Origin of the sequence: Pseudoalteromonas sp. NZS11 (genome assembly GCF_015864765.1) — a bacterium.
GTDB classification, from domain to species: domain Bacteria; phylum Pseudomonadota; class Gammaproteobacteria; order Enterobacterales; family Alteromonadaceae; genus Pseudoalteromonas; species Pseudoalteromonas arctica.
The window spans coordinates 223,687-243,968 of the sequence record NZ_JADYWP010000006.1 but is presented as its reverse complement, the minus strand read 5'-3'; the positions used below and the strand labels follow the sequence as shown (position 1 = coordinate 243,968).

The window sequence follows — 20,282 nt, the reverse complement described above, 5'->3', positions numbered from 1 at the left end:
TTCTTGAAAAATACCAATTGCACTCTCCATAAAATTGGTACTACATCCGTCACCAAATTAGCGAACCCTTATTATGACCATAATTAATAATACCCAATACCGTAAACCTCTACCGGGCTCAAATGTCGACTATTACGATACCCAAGAAGCCGTAGATGCAATTAAGCCAGGTGCATACGCCACGCTACCTTATTCATCACGTGTATTTGCCGAAAACCTAGTACGCCGATGCGACCCTGCCATGTTAACCGATGCACTTAATCAGCTAATTGAGCGCAAACAAGATTTAGATTTTCCGTGGTATCCGGCGCGTGTGGTCTGCCATGATATTTTAGGCCAAACAGCGCTTGTTGATTTAGCTGGGCTTCGTGATGCAATTGCAGCCAAAGGCGGCGACCCCGCAAAAGTGAATCCGGTAGTACCTACGCAGCTAATTGTTGATCATTCACTAGCGGTAGAGCATGCCGGTTTTGATCCTGATGCGTTTGAAAAAAACCGCGCCATCGAAGACAGACGAAATGATGACCGTTTTCATTTTATAAACTGGACAAAAACTGCGTTTAAAAATATTGACGTAATTCCACCGGGTAACGGCATTATGCATCAAATTAATCTTGAAAAAATGTCGCCGGTTATTCAAAACCGAGATGGCATTGCATTTCCAGATACACTAGTAGGTACCGACAGCCACACGCCACATGTTGATGCGCTGGGTGTTATTGCTGTGGGTGTAGGCGGGCTTGAAGCTGAAAGCGTTATGCTTGGCCGTGCTTCTTATATTCGTTTGCCCGATATTGTCGGTGTTGAATTAACAGGCAAGCGCCAACCCGGTATTACCGCAACCGATATTGTGTTGGCCATTACTGAATTTTTACGTGAGCAACGTGTTGTTTCTACTTATTTAGAGTTTTACGGTGAAGGTGCCGACGCGCTTACACTTGGCGACAGAGCAACCATTTCGAACATGACGCCTGAATTTGGTGCAACTGCAGCCATGTTTTATATCGATGATAAAACAATAGATTACTTGCGTTTAACAGGTCGCGAAGAAGAACAAATTGCCCTTGTAGAAAACTACGCAAAAACAGCAGGCCTTTGGAGCGATAGCTTAAAAACCGCAAAATACGAGCGCGTACTTAAGTTTGATTTATCAAGCGTGGGACGCAATATTGCGGGTCCATCTAATCCGCACCGCCGTGTATCGACAAGCGATTTAGCTAAAGAAGGTATTTCGGGCGTTGTTGAAAATGAAGAAGGCTTAATGCCAGACGGCGCGTGTATTATTGCTGCTATTACTAGCTGTACTAATACGAGTAACCCACGTAATGTAATTGCCGCTGCACTACTTGCCCGTAACGCAAATGCTAAGGGCTTAATGCGTAAACCTTGGGTTAAAACCTCATTAGCACCGGGCTCAAAAGCAGTGCAATCATACCTTGAAGATGCAAACCTACTAACAGAGCTTGAGCAACTTGGCTTTGGCATTGTTGGCTTTGCGTGTACAACTTGTAACGGCATGAGCGGTGCGCTTGACCCTGTTATTCAAAAAGAAGTAATAGATCGCGATTTATACACTACTGCGGTGCTTTCGGGCAATCGTAACTTTGATGGACGAATTCATCCTTACGCTAAGCAAGCATTTTTAGCGTCACCTCCTTTAGTTGTTGCATACGCCATTGCAGGTACTATTCGCTTTGATATTGAAAAAGGGATACTAGGGCAAGATCAACAAGGCAACGATATTACGCTTAAAGATTTATGGCCGTCTGACGAAGAGATTGATGCTGTAATTAAGGAAAGCGTTAAGCCTGAGCAGTTTAGAAAAGTATACGAGCCGATGTTTAATTTAACCGTAGATTACGGTGAAGATAACGACCCACTTTACGACTGGCGCCCAGAAAGCACCTACATTCGTCGCCCTCCTTATTGGGAAGGTGCACTTGCGGGTGAGCGCACAATGACCGGTATGCGTGCGCTTGCAGTGCTTGGCGATAACATCACAACGGATCATTTATCGCCATCAAACGCGATTATGGCAAGCAGTGCCGCTGGCGAATACCTAACTAAAATGAACGTACCAGAAGAAGACTACAACTCGTATGCAACGCACCGAGGCGATCATTTAACAGCGCAGCGCGCAACCTTTGCAAATCCAAAGCTGCTAAACGAAATGGTGCTTGATGAAAACGGTGATATTAAACAAGGTTCATACGCACGATTAGAGCCACAAGGCACTAACACACGTATGTGGGAAGCAATCGAAGCCTACATGGAGCGTAAACAGCCGCTTATTATTGTAGCCGGTGCCGATTACGGTCAAGGTTCGTCGCGCGATTGGGCGGCAAAAGGTGTAAGGCTTGCTGGCGTCGAAGTAATAGCAGCAGAAGGTTTTGAGCGTATTCATCGTACTAATCTAATTGGGATGGGTGTTTTACCACTTGAATTTAAAGCGGGCACAACCCGTAAAACTTTAAAGCTGGATGGCAGCGAAACGTACGATGTAGCGGGTGATTTAAAACCAGGTGCCACCGTTAATTTAAGCATTACTCGTAAAGATGGGGAAGTACTCACTGTACCTATGAAGTGCCGTATCGATACCCAAGAAGAGCTTTCTATTTACGCGGCTGGTGGTGTGTTACAACGCTTTGCACAAGACTTTTTAGAAGCAACACAATCTGCATAAGGGCAAGCATTATGTTTAAACCGCAAATTAAAGTGCCTGCAACCTATATGCGTGGCGGCACCAGTAAAGGTGTTTTTTTTAATTTAACTGATTTGCCAAAGCCTGCTCAAGTAGCAGGCGAGGCGCGCGATAATTTACTACTGCGCGTTATTGGCAGCCCCGATCCGTATGCCAAGCAAACGGATGGAATGGGCGGCGCTACATCAAGTACTAGTAAAACCGTAATCCTAAGTAAAAGTGAGCAAGCTGACCACGATGTAGATTACTTGTTTGGTCAAGTGGCGATAGATAAACCTTTTGTAGATTGGAGCGGAAACTGCGGCAATTTAACGTCAGCAGTCGGTGCTTTTGCCATTAGTAATGGTTTGGTCGATAAAAACCGAGTACCTAATAACGGTGTTGCTATTGTGCGTGTGTGGCAGGTTAATATTAAAAAAAGCATATTAGTGCATGTCCCTATGACAAATGGCGAAGTACAAGAAACCGGCGACTTTGAGCTCGATGGCGTCACTTTTGCTGCAGCTGAAGTAAAACTTGAATTTATGGACCCCGCTGATGGCGATGGCGCGTTATTTCCAACAGGTAACGTAGTTGATGACTTAGAAGTACCAGGTGTTGGTACTCTAAAAGCCACGATGATAAATGCAGGTATTCCTACCATATTTATTAACGCCACTGATATTGGTTATACCGGCACAGAGCTGCAAGACGATATAAATAACGATGTTGCAGCGCTTAAAAAGCTTGAAACCATTCGTGCTTACGGCGCAGTTAAAATGGGCTTAATCACTAATATTAGTGAAGCGCAAGCTCGGCAACATACGCCTAAAGTTGCGTTTGTTGCATCACCTTTAGATTACAAAGCATCTAGCGGTAAAATTATTGAAGCTGCAAATATCAACTTGTTAGTACGCGCTATGTCGATGGGTAAACTGCACCATGCCATGATGGGTACAGCTGCGGTTGCTATTGGCACGGCCGCAGCAATTGAAGGCACACTCGTAAATATAGCCGCTGGTGGCGGCGCATTAAGTGAAGTTAACTTTGGTCATCCGTCGGGCACGCTAAAAGTAGGTGCAGAGGCTAAAAGTAGTGCAGGTAATTGGCTAGTTACCAAAGCAAGTATGAGTCGAAGTGCACGGGTATTAATGGAAGGGGTTGTAAGAGTCCCTCAGTAATTACTAAACATTTACTTTAGTTGAGTAAACAAGTTTTATAAACGTTTGCTTAGCTAAAGTACATTCAACTAACCCTCCATATAAACAATCCTTTTTTATTAATTTTTCGAATTATCCTCTTTTTTAGCTCTCATCCATCGCATTTACTTGAAGAATATAATTAACAAACTAAATTGTATGTAATATTCATTTAATAAAGTGAATATATTGTATCAATATGTGCTGGTTCTTTATGAGTGTCTATAGGTTGTTGAATAATAGAGATGCTGATAAAGAAGTAGCTCATAGAATAAAGATAAATACTTCTATAAAACGTATAAATATGTAGCATAACTATATAGCTTAATGGTATTTTTAATGTTCTGGTAACAAAGGTTATGATTGTGTACTTTTTTAATGCTTTTTAAACATAAAAGCTTACACAAGCCACTATCAACTAAACTAATTTCTGATACTCATTCCAGGCTATCAAGGAGAAATAAATGGTAAAGCGTACGATCAAATTTACACCTATTGCAGCTTCAGTTGCACTTACATTAGGCTTAACAGCATGTGGTTCGGACAATGACAGAAACATTCCTGTTACACCTGTAGAATCTTTTACTGCAACAGGTGATGCACAGTTCAACATTGAAGTAACAGGTAAAGCTGTTAAAGGTTCAATGAAAAGTGCAGTAGTAACTGTAATGACTTTAGATGCATCTGGTCAAAGCGTTCCTGTTGCGTTTCGCTCAGCTGCTTCAGCAGAAGCAGAGTCTTTTTCTGAAGAAGCATTATCACAAAGTGCTGCTGATGCTGCAGTAGAAGCAAGTAAAATTGCTGCTAACCCTGAAGTATTAACTGATGAAAGCGGCCGTTACAGCATCTACTTAGATGATGACTTTACTGGACCAGTTTACATTACTGTTAAAACATCAGCTGAAGGCGATGATAGCTTTTTACGCTGTGATGCTTATATAGGTTGTGGCGATTACGATGTAGCGCCAGAAGAAGATGACGTAAATGATGGCGATACTGCGATTGAGTTTGGCGAATGGTACAAAACTGACCTAGAGCTTTCAGTTGTTAAATTTGTTCCAGCTGTTGAAGCAGATACATCTGGAGTAAGTGGTTCTGCAGGCGATGCTAATGTAGAAGCTTCTTATAAAGCTAATGTTACTTTCTTAACATCGTTAGTGGCGGCTCTTCTTCTTGACTCAGGTTCAAGTGTAGATGAAGACGCAATTGCTAAAGCAAGCTTAGATACTGTTGTACAAGTAATGGGTCAAGACGCTGCACTTTTACTTTCAGCTATTATTGGTGATTTATCTAACGGCGGCGCTGTAGATTTAAGTGATGTTGATGGCGAAGAAGAACTTACTGACGGTATTTTAGCAATTGCACAGCTTTCATCTTCAATTCAAGGTTTACCTTCAATTGGTGATGTAATGAGCAGCATTAAAGCTGGTATTAAATCAGGCCAGTTTAAAGGTAATGCTGATGCTAGCATTGCAGCAATAGCGACAATGTTACAAACAGCTATTACAAATACTGCAAATGTTTTTGTTGCCATTGCTACTGGTACTGAAGATGACATTAAAACTGCATTAGAAGCCGCTTTCGCAGCAAAAATTCCAGCTCCTACTGCTGGTGAGATAGTTGCATTCGCTGCTAACTCAGCTGATGTTGCTAAAAAAGCAAAAGCTGCTAAAGATAAAGCTGTTAAAAATGGTGCAGCAACTGATGCGAGCCTTGCAGCCGCTGCAGTAAAAGTTAAAAAAGCACTAGAAGTAATTGGTTGTACTGGTGCAGAATGTACAGTTGGAGATGATTTTTATACAGCTCTAGCAGCTGCTTTAACAGTAGAAGTTACTGCTTCTCAAACTGCACTTACTGCATTAGAAATGAGCATTGAAACAGCTCAAAGCTCACTTGCAGATGTTCAAGCAATGGGTGGCGATGCTCTTACAGCTGATAACGCAGCTGCATTTGTAAGCGCTGTTACATTACTGAAAAATGAAGCTACTACGGCTGATTTAACAGCTAAAGCAGACTCTATTTTTGTTAAATCACAAGGCTATGTAACTGCTGCAAAAGCGTTAGTTACTCAAAGCTCTGATTACCAACAAGTTCTTGATTCTGCAACATCGTTGCAAACAGATGCATCTGTTGCTGTAACTGACACCGCTGCATACGACGCGGCACTAGCTGCACTAGTAGCTGAAGCCGAAGCAGCGATTACAGAGTTTGATGTGGCTCTTGCTGCTGCAAAACTAGTTGCTGAAGACACTGCAGACGTTGCTGATGAGAAAAAATCAGTAGCAGACACAGCTGAAGCGGCTTCTACTAGCGCACTTGCTAACGCAGAAAATGCAATGGTAGATACTGCTGCAAACGCTGCTGAAGCAAAAGAGCTTGCAATGACTGCCGTTACTGCTGCGTCTGATTTTGCTGCTGCTGTTGATGCACTTGAAATTGCTATTGAGCAAGCACTTGTTGCTGCTAATGCCTACCTAGAACTTGAAGGCGAAGGCGCACAAGCAATGATTGATGCGCTTACAGCTATGCAAACAGCTGCTGTAGCTCAAGGTGAACTAGCTAGCGAGCAATTTGTAACAGCTTATAATCTACAGCTTGCTGCTGAAACTGCAGTTGCAAAACTTGAAGTACTAACTTCTGTTAAAGCTACATCAGAGTCTTTAGCGACAATGACTGTGCTTACTAACACTGGTGGTCAAGCGGTTATCGATGCAGCAGACGTTCTTGCCGACGTAATTGATGAATTAGCTGAAATGGGTAATAACTCAGGTACAGGTACTTCAACTCGTAATGCTGATTGGGATTATGCTTATAATTTAGATGATCTTACGCTAATGCTTAGCAATGCGACTACAGGTGAGATGATCAGCGCAGCTGCATCTTATCAAGACAATCAGCTTGTTGTTGCTTGGGGTGCTACGCTAGTAGGTGAAAATGACGCTTCAGTTAAGCTTGTAACTGCTGATACACAAACACAAGCACTTACAGATTGTGTTGAATTTGCTGCAGGTACAATTGATTCTACTCAAATTGATTCATGTTTAATATTCACATTTGATGGTGCAGTTGATAAAGATACAGTTGATGATGCTGAAATTATCGATACGCAAGCTTGGAACCACGTTGAAATTATGGACGGTGATTCTGGTTTCACTGGTATGCTAAACCTTACTGCAACTGAAGAATCAGATTCTTCAAGTATTACACTTGAAGGTATGTCTGGCGACTTAGACTTTAAAGTAATGGGTATGGTTGACAGTAGTGGTGATGAAGATGAAAGTACATTAGAAGTTATGGTTAAAGGTGACGCAGCAATGGGTTACACATTATCTCTAACTGGTATGGAATCTACAGGTTACACTGGTGATGTTAAAGCTATGTACAATGGCGAAATGATGTCATTTGGTACAGCTTCTAAAGTTACTAACGGTGTATCTATCACTTACATTGATGGTGATGTAGTGCCTTACACTGATGTTGATTTAATTGATTCATCTAAGTAATATTTAAACTATAAAAGGGGAAAGCAGCGCTTTTCCCTTTTTTTATAGAAAGCGATTAAATTATGAAAAAAAAAATTCTCTTGTTAGGATTTTCAACAGCTTTTATTTCTCCTCTTGCTTCCGCAGATAACCAATTTCAAATTTTTACCCACTTTGACGCAGAAATTTATACTGAAGCACAACCAGTACAAGCTTTTGTAGATGATTTTGATGCTCCATTAAAATCGGGTGACAGTGCATTTACCTATAATATATTTGAAGTAGGTGTTGGCTACGGTAATTTTAAGGTAGGTTTACAAAGTCGTTACGACTATGTCCTTAACTTTGATCCTGATACAGCTAAATATACTCATACCGAAAAAAATGATCTAGAGTTTGAAGATAGATTTTATACATATTACCTTGATGCTAAACAAGCAACGTCTAACGGTGTATTTGTATCTTATGATTTTAAATTTTTAGATAAAAATGCATTAACAATAACACCTAAACTTTCTGTTTTTGCCAGCTCACACTATCAAGATGCCACTGTAAATGGTGAAATTTATAGTGATGAAGTTGAAGGCGCTGTAACTGTTGATTACAACTTTTCAAAAGATATATTATTTAAAAAGTTTTCACCTTCAGAAAAGCCTGAAGGGCTTGGCTATAGCCTAGATATTTTTGCTGATTGGCAAGTAAACGATGAGCTTCAGGTTGGCTTTAGCGTAAAAGATTTGCTTTATAAAACAGAGTATGAAGACAGTGGCTCCGTAAAAGGTCAAACTACTGAAATTCCATTTAGCGAAGATGACAACGGCGATATTATTACTCAGCCAACAGTTTCATTAAAAACATCTGCATTTGGAAATACGGTATCTCATGATTTAGAAATGGAAATGCGACTACAAGCATTTGCCGATTACAGAATAAACGACCGATTTTCGACTCAGTTAACTTTAAAACGTTACGACAAAGACACGTTCAGCCAATTAAAAGGCCGTATACACTTTTGGGATCATTGGAAAGTACAGGCAGGCTATGAGACAAAAAGTGAAGCATTTTTAGTTGGTATAGAAAACGAGTATTTTGGTCTTAATTTACAAACTGATAGCCTAGATTTAGATAAAGCCTATTATGCTAATGTGAATTGGTACGTGAACATTAAGTTTTAAGGAATGAAGATGTTAAAACAAATTATACCCTTAGGGGTAGCTATTGCATTGGTAGGTTGTGGTTCTTCATCAGACAGTGACAGTTCAGAGTCTGTTGCAGTGAGTGAGATTGCTACATCTTCTTCTGTGAGTTTTTATGTATCTAATTGGCAATCACCACAGGGCACGCTTAATGTTTTAGATAGCGACGGGGTGGTGCAAGAATCAATTGAAGTTGAAAACATCAATACTGCGAGTGTAAGTGTAACTCCACTTACTTTTAATAGTTTTGAGTTTATACCGAGTGATACTGCTCTACCTTGTCCTCGCTTTACAGGTTGTGGCAGAACAGTTCGTGGTGATGTAAATGACTTAAACGCAAACCGTTTAATAGACTACCAAGAATTGACAGCCGTTACTCTTAATTACAAAGCAGATGCATTTAGTGCACCAGGTGTAAATACGGTTTATTTATCGCCATTGAGTAAAGCAATTACAGATGAAGGCTTTAGTGCTACGCAAGCTAGTTTATCAGCCACGCCTTTTTATCATTTAACGCACAGCAATTTAAATGCAAGTGTTGAAGCAGAAATGGTTACTAATGCATTTACTTACGCGGCAATTTTAGCTGGTGTTGCTGATAGTTCGTTTAGTGTTGAAAGTGCTTTTAATGCATTTACTAACTTGGAGACTGACCAACAGGCATGGCAAGATTATAGCGATTTAGCAGCGCAGTATGTTACAGATAACTTATTTAGCGACCAAGGTAATGCTTTACTGCAAAATGTAGCTGGTCAAGTTAAGCAAACGATTGCAAGTGTAACTACATTTACAAATTGGCAGGCTCGCTCAACAGAAGTTCAAAGCTTAGATTCAAGAGAGTTACTTGTTGATACACGAAATATTATAGGTGCGGCAAGACTTCAAGAAAAAAGCTATTCAGATGAATTAGACGTAAAATTTGCTGAGCTTGAAGGTGCGTTTGATGAAGACACACAAAGAACACTTGATGCACTTACTAATGCTTTAAACGAAGTTATTACAAATTATTCACCACTAGCTGATGGCTCTACACCATCAGGACAATATAAACTTCGTGACTTAGATATTGATTACAGCCAATCACCTTATACTTGGGCTATAACTGGCACATATGATGATTTACCTATAACAATTGATTTATCAATTCCAACATTTAGAGTAAGTGGTGTATTAGGTAATAAAATTGAAGGTGTAATGAGCGCAACGATCACAAATGGTGCTACGGTTTTAAGTGTAGATGTAAGTGAGTTGCTAATTCAGTTTGATGGTATAGATGCTCAAAGTGAATTAAATCCAGAAGCCGACACAGGTATTACACAGGTAACTACCAATGTAATTATCAATAAAGCCGCTGGTAAACTTGAAGGTGACTTATCACTAAACTTAAATCGCTTTGTTAATTCATTAGGTGAAGAGTCTACGACGTTATCTACTTTTGATTTTAATGGTGATTACGTAAGTGACATTCAAGACACTGCATTTCATATCACTGCAGTAGAGGCTTCGCCTTTTATTGGTGAAGATAATGACGATTTAGCATTTACTTTTGAATTAGATTTTCCGTTGAGTGGTGCAAGCGATTTTAAGTTTGCTTACGTGGGCGATGTTGAAAACTTATCAGAACTTACCTCTACAGATATATTTGTTAGCATAAAAAACCGTGCGTTAGATTTACGTATTCGTGATGTTAGTGGCAACATTAATCTAATAGCGAAAGGCGAAAATGGACGTTGGTTAGATGTAAAGCAAAAGGGCCGTAATTACAGTGGCGGTTTATATTTTGGTGATACTAAACTAGCTGATGTTACTGCAGTACGTGGTATTCCTGGTGTTCTATTTCCAAATGGTGAGTTTGAATCGTTATTTTAACCATTAGTTAAGTGGTTTTAGAAATATTCAAAATCCGATATTAGTTTTCTAGTATCGGATTTTTTAATGCTTGTTATATTAGTTTAATGCGCCTGAATCAAGGTAGCTGCCGATCCCGAGTGTAAACATCCATATCCCCCATAAACTATGCTCAATAACACACACGACGGTTGAGCGGCTTTGTGCATAGGTATAAGCAAACAGTAAGCCACCTAAAAATGCTAAGGCTACTGCAATCCAATTTGCATACACAATATGAGCCAATGCAAATACACTCGCACTAACTATAATACGCACTGCTTTTTTGGGCATGATGCGTTTATAACGATGAAAAAAATACGTTCTGAATATTAACTCTTGAGGAATAACCGACAGTATTGGGTAGAGCAACAACAGTAAAAGCCAATCATTAAACGAGTTGCGGGGAAGGGTAAACCAGTTGCCCTGATGAATAATCCCGTAAAACATACCCGAGAACAGCGCACCTAAAAAAAAGAAGCTAAACAAACGCTTTTTAACAGCAGAAAATTGCCCAAGGCTTGTGAGTCTAAACCGTTTAAAATGGGGATCGCCCAGTAGCAACATACAACACACACTCATAAGTATAATAAGCGCAGGAATAAGCCAGTTAGCTAAATGCTCACGTAATCCAAAGCCCAATAAAGGCAGAAATACAAAAATGAGGGTAAATTCAAACCAGCGGTATTGATTAGCGTTCAAGATCGTCTCAACTTGCTTTTTTTAATAAGCTAACAAGCTAAGACGACACTTTTATGACGAGGGGGCTTACTTTGCTGGTTCTTCTTCACTAGGGAGGTATTTGTACAAGGCAATAATAGTGGCAAAAATACTTACAAAGGTAATACCCATTAAACCAAACACTTTAAAGTTAACCCAAAAGTCGAGCGAAAAATTATATGCAATATAAATGTTTAGTGCTGCGATGCCAGCAGTAATTACAACCCACATTAGGTTAAGCTTATTCCATAATGGTTCTGGGACAACAATGGCTTGTTTTGTATCGTTAGCGTTTTCGAGAATTGAGCTAAGCGCTTTTTTAACGAGATTTTTCTTAAGTACATAACGGCTAACAAGTAACGTTAAGCTTAAACCTGCGTATATGAGTGTTGCTTTCCATTTTATGTATTGCTCATCATGAAGTACCAGCGTTAACGTACCAAACACAGCAGCAATGCCAAAAAATATCCACTGACGAGTAGGCACAGAGCCATGTTTAAAGTAGCTATAAGCAACTTGAATGAGCGTAGTGGCCATTAATAAACCGGTAGCCCAGTAAATATCGACTAGCTTAAAAACTGCAAAAAACAGTATGAGTGGAATGTATTCAATTAATGCGTGCATATACTACCTAAATTATACAAAAAAGAGTCAAAGGCTTTTTACCACATAAAGCTTAGCAACTACAAGGTTGACTTGTTGCCCTGTAACCCTTAGCCTGCGTGGCTTTATTGCCAATTTGGTTTGGTATTTTATATATCATCATATTCCCACGCTTAACCAACACTGATTTGGCGTGTATTTAGGAGCCTAAAATGAATAAAGCAGAACTCGTTGCTGCCATTGCACACAAAAGTGAATTAACAAAAAAAGATTCTCAAGCGGCACTTTCAAGCTTGCAAAAAGTAATTACTAAATCACTTTCTGAAGGTGATCAGGTTCAAATTAATGGCTTTGGTACGTTTGCACTAAGTTATTACCCAGCGCGCACTGGGCGTAACCCGCAAACAGGCGCAGCAATTGAAATAGAAGGCGCTAATAAAGCGGTTTTTAAACCGGCTAAGGCGTTAAAAGATCTGCTTTAAATTTATTTAAGGTTTTAAACCCCGTATTGATAGATAAGTTACATGAGCTCGAAGTAAATTCGCACCTACGGGTATATGTTGTAGGTGAGGTTTTATACCTCGCGTTTGGTGGCTTTAAATTATATGAGCTGGAAATAAATTCGCACCTATGTAGATTATTCATAATCTCTAAATGATTTACATGGCATTATAAATCCCACTTACATTAAATCCTTTATTTTCAATTACTTGTTATCGGCATGCATTATGCTGTTTAACTGTGTGTTTCGAATATATTTTTCAAGAAAAAGGAGATCTCAATGAGTACATTACAAACAAGCACACGTTTACAAGGCAAAAAAATTGCAATTTTAGCCACTGATGGGTTTGAGCAAAGTGAGCTTTTATCTCCACGCAGCGCATTACTTGATGCCGGTGCAAACATCGAAATAGTATCAATTAAAGAAGGCCAAATTACGGGCTGGGATGAAGATAAGTGGGGCGATAAAGTAACAGTAGATAAACTAGTTACAAACGCAGACCCCGCCGATTACGACGCGCTTATGCTCCCTGGTGGTTTATTTAACCCAGACAGTTTACGCCAAGATAAAGATGCTAAAGCCTTTATTGATGGCTTTTTTGGCGCAGAAAAAAATAAACCCGTTGCTGCAATTTGCCATGCTCCGTGGTTGTTAGCTGAAATTAATAAATTGCGCGACCGTACCATTACCTCTTTTCCAAGTATTAAAAGCGATTTAATTAACGCAGGTGCCAATTGGGTTGACCAAGAAGTATGTGTAGATAAAGGCCTAGTAACAAGCCGTAGCCCAGCCGATTTAGAAGCATTTAATGCTAAATTTATTGAAGAGATTTTAGAGGGTAAACACCAAGCTCACTAATTTTCTTTTTAAAACGTTTGGATATTGATACAGCGTTTGATTTTAAAAAACAAAAAAGGGCATTTTAAATGCCCTTTTTTTAATGCGTATAAAACACGCCCTAGTTAGCTTATAGCGATGTAGCTGCTTTCATATCAGCTACAAATGCTTTTAGTTGCGCGGTCATTGTTGGTAAATCATTAAGGTTAGCTTCAATAATTTTAACCACAGCAGAGCCTGAAATAGCACCGGCTGCTCCTGCATTAAGAGCCGCTTTTACATCATCTGGCGTTGAAATACCAAACCCTAAAAGAGCAGGGGCTGCATGGTATTCTTTTAATTTAGTAACAATATTACCAGCAGGCATTTGTGCTTTAGTATCGGTACCGGTAACACCTGCGCGCGATAGTAAATACGTGTAACCACGACCGTAAGAGGCGCACTGGCGAAGTGTGTCGTCATCTGCATTTGGTGTTGCAATAAAAATTGGGTCTACACCGTTATCCATTGCTGACTTTCTAAACATTTTAGATTCATGCAGAGGCACATCAGCCACTAAAATTGAGTCTACGCCTACTGCTTTTGCATCTTTATAAAATGCTTCTATACCGCGTTTAAACACAAGGTTTGAATACAATAATAAGCCAATTGGAATATCAGCATTATACTCACGTATTTCTTTAATAATATCAAAGCAATCTTGTGTGTTAATGTGCACATCGAGGGCGCGAATATTAGCTTTTTGAATTACTGGACCATCTGCAATTGGGTCAGAAAACGGAATACCAAGCTCAAGCGCATCAGCGCCGCCGTCAATTAGACTTTTAATAATCGCAATACTTTGCTCTTTACCTGGGTCGCCAATCGTTACAAATGGTACGAACGCACCTTGTTTTTGCTCGTTAAGCGCTGCAAACATTTTTCCGTAACGATCCGTTTTTACTTGGCTCATAGCTGACCTCTTTCAGTTAGTACATTGTGAACGTGTGCTAAATCTTTATCGCCACGACCACTTAAATTAATCACTATAACACTCTCCTCAGTTAGCTCTTCTGCGTACTTAAGCGCATAAGCTAGCGCATGGCTTGATTCAAGTGCCGGAATAATACCTTCATTTTTAGCAAGCGATTGAAATGCATCAAGCGCTTCTGTATCGGTAATACCCACGTATTGAGCGCGACCAGTTTCGTGTAAAAATGCATGTTGAGGACCAACAGCTGGGTAATCAAGGCCCGCTGATACAGAGTAAGACTCTTCAATTTGGCCATCGTCATTTTGCATAATATACGTATAAGTACCGTGTAATATGCCTTTAGTGCCTTTACAAATTGTTGCACCGTGCTCATTTGTATCAAGACCTTTACCAGCTGGCTCAACACCAATTAATTTAACGCTTGGTTCGTCAATAAAGTCGGTAAACATACCAATCGCGTTTGAACCACCACCAACACAGGCAATAACAGCGTCAGGTAAACGACCTTCTGCTTTAAGTACTTGTTGTTTGGCTTCTTCACCAATAATTTTTTGATACTCGCGTACAATTGTTGGGAATGGGTGAGGACCCGCAGCTGTACCTAGTAGGTAATGTGCGTCTTGGTAATTTGCTGACCAGTCACGCAGCGCTTCATTTACTGCATCTTTTAATGTGCCAGAACCCGCTGTTACCGGAATAACTTCTGCGCCCATTAACTTCATTCTAAATACGTTAGGTTGCTGACGTTCAACGTCTTTTGCGCCCATATAAATACGACATTTTAAACCCAGTAAGGCACACGCTAGCGCTGTTGCAACACCGTGTTGACCGGCACCTGTTTCAGCAATAACTTGTTTTTTACCCATACGCTTAGTAAGTAACGCCTGACCAAGTACTTGGTTCGTTTTGTGTGCGCCGCCGTGTAATAAGTCTTCGCGCTTTAGATACAGTTTTACTTTTGGGTTTTTAACTAAATTGCGCGTTAAAGTAAGTGGGGTAGGACGACCCGCATACTCGTTTAATAATTTACTTAGCTCTGCCTGAAACTCAGGATCTTTTTGTGCTTTGTTAAATTCATTTTCTAACTGCTTAAGCGCAGGGACAAGTAACTCGGGTACAAACATACCGCCAAACTCGCCAAAATAAGCTGGATTTTGCATTTTAACCTCAATAATTTCTGATGCTTGTGAAAGCATTATGTAATTTGTTAGGGCACTTTTTACCCGCAGATTCTTCAACGCCTGAGTTTAAATCAAGGCCTAAGGCACCTTTAAAAAGCGCATCTTTAATATTGTCTGGATTTAAGCCTCCAGCGAGCATAAATGGTGTAGTTGCGCCGCTAAGCACCGACCAATCAAATGCTTTACCAGTACCGCCAGCTTGTGTATCACTGTGCGTATCGTAAAGGTGTCGATCAACCCCATTTACAGGCGTTGGCAATGCATCTTTTATTGCTTGGGCTTTCCAAATTTCGCAATTAGTTGGAAGTTGTGTACGCAGCGCAGCAATGTAATCGTCACTTTCTTGGCCATGTAATTGAACTGCCGCTAATTTTAGCACACTTGCGTATTGAGCAACTTGCTCAATGGGGGCATCTACAAATACACCAACAAAGTTAAGTGGTGCGCTTTGGCTCAGCTCTCTTGCACAATCTAAATCGACATAGCGAGGCGATTTAGGATGAAAAATTAAACCACCATAAACAGCACCGTTTTGATATGCCGCTTGTGCATCTTGGCTACGTGTTAAACCACATACTTTATTGTCACCTAAAATAACACGGCGACATGCTTGCTCTAAATCACGCTCGCCCATAAGTGAGCTGCCAATTAAAAAGCCATCGCATAATGGAGCTAAACGTTTTACGTCTTGATGGGTGTAAATACCCGATTCCGAAATAACCACTTTATCAGCCGGAATAAGCTTTCGTAGTTTTTCAGTAGTGGCTAAATCGGTGCTTAAATCGCGTAAATCACGGTTATTAATACCAATAATTTGTGCATTAAGCGCAAGTGCGCGGTGTACTTCTTCTTCATTACTTACTTCGGTTAAAACCGACATATTAAGTGAATCGGCAACAGCATGCAGTGCTTTATAGCTTTCGTCATCGAGTACCGAAAGCATCAGTAATATAGCGTCACCGCCATAAATACGTGCCATATACACTTGGTACTCGTCTATAAAAAAGTCTTTACAGATAAGCGGTTGTTCTACTTGGCTGCGCACAAATTCAAGATAATCAAAACTGCCTTGAAAATATTTAGCATCAGTTAACACACTCATGCAGGTTGCATATTTTTTATAAACTGAGGTGATTTCAGTTAAATCAAATGGGTTTCTAATTAACCCTTTTGAAGGCGATGCTTTTTTACACTCTAAAATAAACTGTGTGCCAGGTGCTGCAAGTGCTTTATAAAAGCTACGGCTTGTAGGCACTGCAAGATGCTTAAAGCTTTCAAGCGGGCGCGCAGCTTTTCTTTCAATTAGTTCTAATTTTTTATCAGCAACAATTTTGTCTAATACATTAGCCATTACTTACCTCAATAATTGCACTTAGTGTGTTCATGGCTTGCCCTGAACTTAATAATATTTGTACTTGTTTTGCCCCGTCTTTTAACGTTTCTACTTTACCTGTTAGGTATAAAAGGGCAGCTACGTTAACCACAATAGCAGCATTATGTGCATCTGTGCCTTTGCCTTGCAAGATGGCGAGGCTAGCATTTGCGTTGTATTGTGGGCCTTCACCAGCGAGTTGTTCAAGTGAATAGTTTGCAAGGTCGAAGTCGCTTGGGTTTAGTGTGTACTGCGTAATCTCGCTATTATTTAGCTCAACTACCGTTGTTGGGCCGTGTAGGGCTATTTCGTCAGTGCCCGAGCCGTGAACAATCATAGCGCGCTTTGTGCCAAGGGTTTTAAGTGTTTGTGCCATTGGCATACACAACGTTTCGTTATACACGCCGAGTAATTGCACTTCAGGTGCCGCTGGGTTAGCAAGAGGGCCTAAAATATTAAAAATAGTGCGTGTTTTAAGCGATGTTCGTACGCCCATCGCATGGCGTACGCCACTGTGGTAGTGCGGTGCAAACAAAAAGGTAAAGTTAGTCTGCTCAAGACATTTTGCTGCTTGCTCTGGGCTCATATCTATATTAATACCCAGGGCTTTGAGTAAATCGGCTGAGCCTGAATTACTCGATACACTGCGATTACCATGTTTTACCATGTTAATACCGGCAGCAGCGGCAACAATTGCAGCCGTTGTACTTATATTAATTGTGTTTGAGCCATCGCCACCAGTGCCACAGCTATCGGCAAGTTGCGTACTGCTGGTAGTAAAAGTAACGGCGTTTTCGCGCATTGAGGCTGCAGCGCCTGCAATCTCGTCGCTTACTTCGCCTTTAATTTTAAGGCTTATAAGTAGGGCGGTTAGCTCAATTTCACTCATATTACCTTGCATTATTTCATCAAAAAGCGCTTTGGCGTCTGCGTAGTTTAATGATTGCCCAGTAATTAGTTGCTCAATCGCGTGTTGAACATTTATGGGTTGTTCTGGTTGTGTACTCATAATGTCCTCTTTTATTTAGCGCGTGTTAAGTAAGCGACACTTTGCTGAAGTAGCATTGCGCCGTTTGGCGTTAGTATTGATTCTGGATGAAACTGGTAACCCAATGCGTTTTCATCATGATGATAAATAGCCATAGGGATATCTTCGTACTGGGCAATAACCTCAATATTATCAGGCACTTTTGTTGCCATTAATGAATGGTAACGTGCCACAGGCATTGTATTGCCCATTCCATCAAATACAGGGTGCTCGCCTAAATTAATAATTGAAGACTTACCATGTACGGTTTCACCCGCGTGACCGATTACTCCACCGTAACTTTGTGTTAATGCTTGTTGGCCTAAACAAATGCCTAGCATTGGGAAGTGGCCTTTAGAGAGCTCAATAAGCTCCATTAAACAGCCCGCATCGCTTGGTGTGCCAGGACCTGGGGAAAGTACTAATAGCACTTGGCCTTGCTCTTGGCGCATTTTGTTAAAAATAACCTCAGCGCTAATGTTGTTTCTGTAAACAACCAGTTCGCAGCCAAGCATCGTAAGCTCATCAACAAGGTTATATGTAAATGAGTCAAAGTTATCTAAAAAATAGATTTTGATAGGATTCGCTTTACTCATTTTATACCGCCTTATACGTAGATTTTATGGCGGTGATAACCGCTTGTGCTTTAGCGCGAGTTTCGTTTGCTTCTGAAATAGGATCTGAGTCAAACACCACACCGGCACCTGCTTGCACATACGCTTTGTTATTTTTAACAAAAGCTGAGCGAATAACAATACAGCTATCCATTGCGCCATCACCGGTTAAGTAACCTACTGCGCCGCCATAGCTGCCACGGCGCTTACCTTCTGTTTGACGAACAAGCTCAGCAGCACGAACCTTTGGTGCACCAACAAGCGTGCCCATGTTCATACACGCTTGGTAAGCATGCAGTGCATCAAGCTCGGGTTTTAGTGTGCCAACAACGCGTGAAACTAAATGCATTACTTGTGAATAGCGGTCTACTTTTAATAGCTCTTTGGCAAAACGAGTACCTGCAACACTAATGCGGGCTACGTCGTTACGGGCTAAATCGACAAGCATTAAATGCTCGGCGCGCTCTTTTTGATCGTTTCTAAGTTCAAGCTCAATGCGGCTGTCTAGGTCTGGATTTATTTGCCCATTAGCAAATTTGCCACGTGGGCGAGTGCCAGCAATTGGGTATACTTCAACTTGCTGAGATTGCACTGTGTATTTAAGTGCTGATTCAGGCGATGCGCCAAATAAAGCAAAGTCTTCATCGCGCATATAAAACATATACGGACTTGGATTTTGCTTTTTAAGCTGGCTATAAGCATGCAAAGCGTCAGGACAAGGTAGTGAAAATGTACGCGATGGCACTACCTGAAAAATATCACCGTCTACAATATTCTTTTTAAGCTTAACTACTTGCTCGCAGTAAGTGTCATCGTCTATATCAACGCTTACCTCACATTCGCCACTTTGCATATCTGCACTAAATTCTGAAGCGTTATCGCACAGTGTATTTAATCGCTCTAGCTCTTTACCTACTTCAAAGCAGTTAGCGTGTACGTCTGGGCCGTTAAATACATTACCAATGAGTTCGGTTGTTTGTTTTTGATGATCAATAACAACTAAGGTTTCGGCTAAATAAAATACGTAATCTGGGCAGGTATTTTCGCCATCAGGTACATCACTTAACTGCTCAAAGTTTGCTACCATATCGTAGGCAAATACACCGCCTAAAAATAACGAAAATGGATTGTTAGTTGTGCTTTTTATACTGTTAATACAAGTGCGCAGAGCGCTAAATGCATTATCTGCAATTAGTTTACTCGCTTCGTCAGTATCGCCGCTAGTGTCTAAATAACACAGGGTAAGTGTTGCGCCGTCTAAAGTAGCGTCACAGCTTTTAACATTTGCCTGCAAGTAGCTTAGAAGCTGTTGCCCATTATTAGATTGAGCAGTAATAGTAACTGTTTTACCTTGGCATACAATGCGCAGTGCACAGTCGACTAAAATTAAACTTTTTACACTGTCTTTAGAATCAATCTCAGCCGATTCAAGCAGTAGTGAGTTAGGCTTATCAAGTGCCGCGTATAATGCAAGAGGACTACTAATATAGTCGCGTACTTGCGTAATGCTTGTTACTTCGCCTGGTGTGGTAGTTATATGACTAAAAATCAAACCTCATTCCCTCAAAAAATTAAACCCCGCAATGCTTTAGCAGTGCGGGGTTTGAATAACGATATCTAAATTACAAACAGATCATTACCGTCCCGCTATATCAGGCGCCACCACCAACGATGTGTAAGAGTAAGACCGTTATTCATGTTTTTCTGCCTCAAAATTTGTTAAATATTTTTAACGTATACGTTTCGTAAAATTTAGTTATAAAAAAACCCGCATAGTTGCGGGTTTTGAATTTTTGTTAGACACGACAATTCATCACCCGATAATTACGAGTGCCACCACCAAATAGTGTTTAAGTTTGAATTGATCATTATTGTTAATTCTTAATGTGTCTGAAAGTGGCTACAGTAAAACGTATCTTATGCTTTTGTGTCAAGTGTTTATTTAAAACAATTTAGTCAAAAAAGTTGTTATACTTACATAAACACCAGTAACCCTTAATTTTAAGCAG

Annotated in this window: 15 protein-coding genes; 7 read left to right on the top strand and 8 right to left on the bottom strand. The window is 40.4% G+C overall.

Annotation, left to right across the window (positions count from 1 at the left end):
- Positions 1–73 precede the first annotated feature (73 nt).
- The 5 genes from acnD to I6E82_RS14455 all read left to right on the top strand — a co-directional run bounded on the left by acnD (position 74) and on the right by I6E82_RS14455 (position 10,426).
- Entirely contained in the window at positions 74–2,683 is a 2,610-nt protein-coding gene (gene acnD / locus I6E82_RS14475; RefSeq protein ID WP_197118159.1) for a Fe/S-dependent 2-methylisocitrate dehydratase AcnD, read from the top strand.
- Positions 2,684–2,694: 11 nt separating this feature from the next.
- Positions 2,695–3,861, top strand: a complete 1,167-nt coding sequence (prpF, locus tag I6E82_RS14470) for a 2-methylaconitate cis-trans isomerase PrpF (protein ID WP_197118158.1) — start codon at positions 2,695–2,697, stop codon at positions 3,859–3,861.
- Positions 3,862–4,343: 482 nt separating this feature from the next.
- Positions 4,344–7,382: a hypothetical protein gene (locus tag I6E82_RS14465; protein ID WP_197118157.1), complete on the top strand. Its 3,039-nt coding sequence runs from the start codon at positions 4,344–4,346 to the stop codon at positions 7,380–7,382.
- Between the two features lie 62 nt (positions 7,383–7,444).
- Positions 7,445–8,536 carry a hypothetical protein gene (locus I6E82_RS14460; protein WP_165721479.1) on the top strand — a complete coding sequence of 364 codons (1,092 nt, stop codon included), beginning with the start codon at positions 7,445–7,447 and terminating at the stop codon, positions 8,534–8,536.
- Between the two features lie 9 nt (positions 8,537–8,545).
- A complete protein-coding gene (locus I6E82_RS14455) occupies positions 8,546–10,426 on the top strand; it encodes a hypothetical protein (RefSeq protein WP_197118156.1) in 1,881 nt (626 codons plus the stop codon).
- Positions 10,427–10,504: 78 nt separating this feature from the next.
- On the opposite strand, the gene I6E82_RS14450 is transcribed toward I6E82_RS14455, so the two are convergent.
- A complete protein-coding gene (locus I6E82_RS14450; protein WP_197118155.1) occupies positions 10,505–11,146 on the bottom strand; it encodes a CPBP family intramembrane glutamic endopeptidase in 642 nt (213 codons plus the stop codon).
- Between the two features lie 66 nt (positions 11,147–11,212).
- Positions 11,213–11,788: an inner membrane-spanning protein YciB gene (locus tag I6E82_RS14445; RefSeq protein WP_101216718.1), complete on the bottom strand. Its 576-nt coding sequence runs from the start codon at positions 11,786–11,788 to the stop codon at positions 11,213–11,215.
- Between the two features lie 191 nt (positions 11,789–11,979).
- Between I6E82_RS14445 and I6E82_RS14440 the strand changes: the two genes are divergently transcribed.
- Both I6E82_RS14440 and I6E82_RS14435 read left to right on the top strand, forming a co-directional pair.
- A complete protein-coding gene (locus I6E82_RS14440; RefSeq protein WP_007375441.1) occupies positions 11,980–12,249 on the top strand; it encodes an HU family DNA-binding protein in 270 nt (89 codons plus the stop codon).
- Positions 12,250–12,548: 299 nt separating this feature from the next.
- The gene (locus I6E82_RS14435) at positions 12,549–13,127 is read left to right on the top strand and encodes a type 1 glutamine amidotransferase domain-containing protein (protein ID WP_007582489.1); all 579 of its coding nucleotides are present in this window, start codon (positions 12,549–12,551) and stop codon (positions 13,125–13,127) included.
- A gap of 109 nt (positions 13,128–13,236) precedes the next feature.
- On the opposite strand, the gene trpA is transcribed toward I6E82_RS14435, so the two are convergent.
- Genes trpA through I6E82_RS14405 form a run of 6 tightly spaced genes read right to left on the bottom strand, consistent with a single transcriptional unit; the run spans position 13,237 to position 19,825 of the window.
- Positions 13,237–14,058: a tryptophan synthase subunit alpha gene (trpA, locus tag I6E82_RS14430; protein ID WP_024590411.1), complete on the bottom strand. Its 822-nt coding sequence runs from the start codon at positions 14,056–14,058 to the stop codon at positions 13,237–13,239.
- Positions 14,055–15,239 carry a tryptophan synthase subunit beta gene (gene trpB / locus I6E82_RS14425; protein WP_197118154.1) on the bottom strand — a complete coding sequence of 395 codons (1,185 nt, stop codon included), beginning with the start codon at positions 15,237–15,239 and terminating at the stop codon, positions 14,055–14,057. The genes trpA and trpB overlap by 4 nt, the downstream gene beginning before the upstream one ends.
- A 7-nt stretch (positions 15,240–15,246) precedes the next feature.
- Entirely contained in the window at positions 15,247–16,611 is a 1,365-nt protein-coding gene (gene trpCF, locus I6E82_RS14420; RefSeq protein ID WP_197118153.1) for a bifunctional indole-3-glycerol-phosphate synthase TrpC/phosphoribosylanthranilate isomerase TrpF, read from the bottom strand.
- Complete coding sequence (gene trpD, locus I6E82_RS14415; RefSeq protein WP_197118152.1) at positions 16,604–17,641, bottom strand: anthranilate phosphoribosyltransferase; 1,038 nt, start codon at positions 17,639–17,641, stop codon at positions 16,604–16,606. The genes trpCF and trpD overlap by 8 nt, the downstream gene beginning before the upstream one ends.
- Before the next feature lie 11 nt (positions 17,642–17,652).
- Positions 17,653–18,255 (bottom strand): aminodeoxychorismate/anthranilate synthase component II, encoded by a 603-nt coding sequence (locus I6E82_RS14410; protein WP_197118151.1) that lies wholly within the window; start codon positions 18,253–18,255, stop codon positions 17,653–17,655.
- Between the two features lies 1 nt (position 18,256).
- Positions 18,257–19,825, bottom strand: coding sequence for an anthranilate synthase component 1 (locus I6E82_RS14405; RefSeq protein ID WP_007582499.1), 1,569 nt, complete (start codon positions 19,823–19,825; stop codon positions 18,257–18,259).
- Between the last annotated feature and the right edge of the window lie 457 nt (positions 19,826–20,282).

What these genes read in the sequence shown, in the direction of transcription:
- acnD (WP_197118159.1), top strand. Translation starts at nt 74, where the DNA reads ATGACCATAATTAATAATACCCAATACCGTAAACCTCTACCGGGCTCA.
- prpF (WP_197118158.1), top strand. Translation starts at nt 2,695, where the DNA reads ATGTTTAAACCGCAAATTAAAGTGCCTGCAACCTATATGCGTGGCGGC.
- I6E82_RS14465 (WP_197118157.1), top strand. Translation starts at nt 4,344, where the DNA reads ATGGTAAAGCGTACGATCAAATTTACACCTATTGCAGCTTCAGTTGCA.
- I6E82_RS14460 (WP_165721479.1), top strand. Translation starts at nt 7,445, where the DNA reads ATGAAAAAAAAAATTCTCTTGTTAGGATTTTCAACAGCTTTTATTTCT.
- I6E82_RS14455 (WP_197118156.1), top strand. Translation starts at nt 8,546, where the DNA reads ATGTTAAAACAAATTATACCCTTAGGGGTAGCTATTGCATTGGTAGGT.
- I6E82_RS14445 (WP_101216718.1), bottom strand. Translation starts at nt 11,788, where the DNA reads ATGCACGCATTAATTGAATACATTCCACTCATACTGTTTTTTGCAGTT.
- I6E82_RS14440 (WP_007375441.1), top strand. Translation starts at nt 11,980, where the DNA reads ATGAATAAAGCAGAACTCGTTGCTGCCATTGCACACAAAAGTGAATTA.
- I6E82_RS14435 (WP_007582489.1), top strand. Translation starts at nt 12,549, where the DNA reads ATGAGTACATTACAAACAAGCACACGTTTACAAGGCAAAAAAATTGCA.
- trpA (WP_024590411.1), bottom strand. Translation starts at nt 14,058, where the DNA reads ATGAGCCAAGTAAAAACGGATCGTTACGGAAAAATGTTTGCAGCGCTT.
- trpB (WP_197118154.1), bottom strand. Translation starts at nt 15,239, where the DNA reads ATGCAAAATCCAGCTTATTTTGGCGAGTTTGGCGGTATGTTTGTACCC.
- trpCF (WP_197118153.1), bottom strand. Translation starts at nt 16,611, where the DNA reads ATGGCTAATGTATTAGACAAAATTGTTGCTGATAAAAAATTAGAACTA.
- trpD (WP_197118152.1), bottom strand. Translation starts at nt 17,641, where the DNA reads ATGAGTACACAACCAGAACAACCCATAAATGTTCAACACGCGATTGAG.
- I6E82_RS14410 (WP_197118151.1), bottom strand. Translation starts at nt 18,255, where the DNA reads ATGAGTAAAGCGAATCCTATCAAAATCTATTTTTTAGATAACTTTGAC.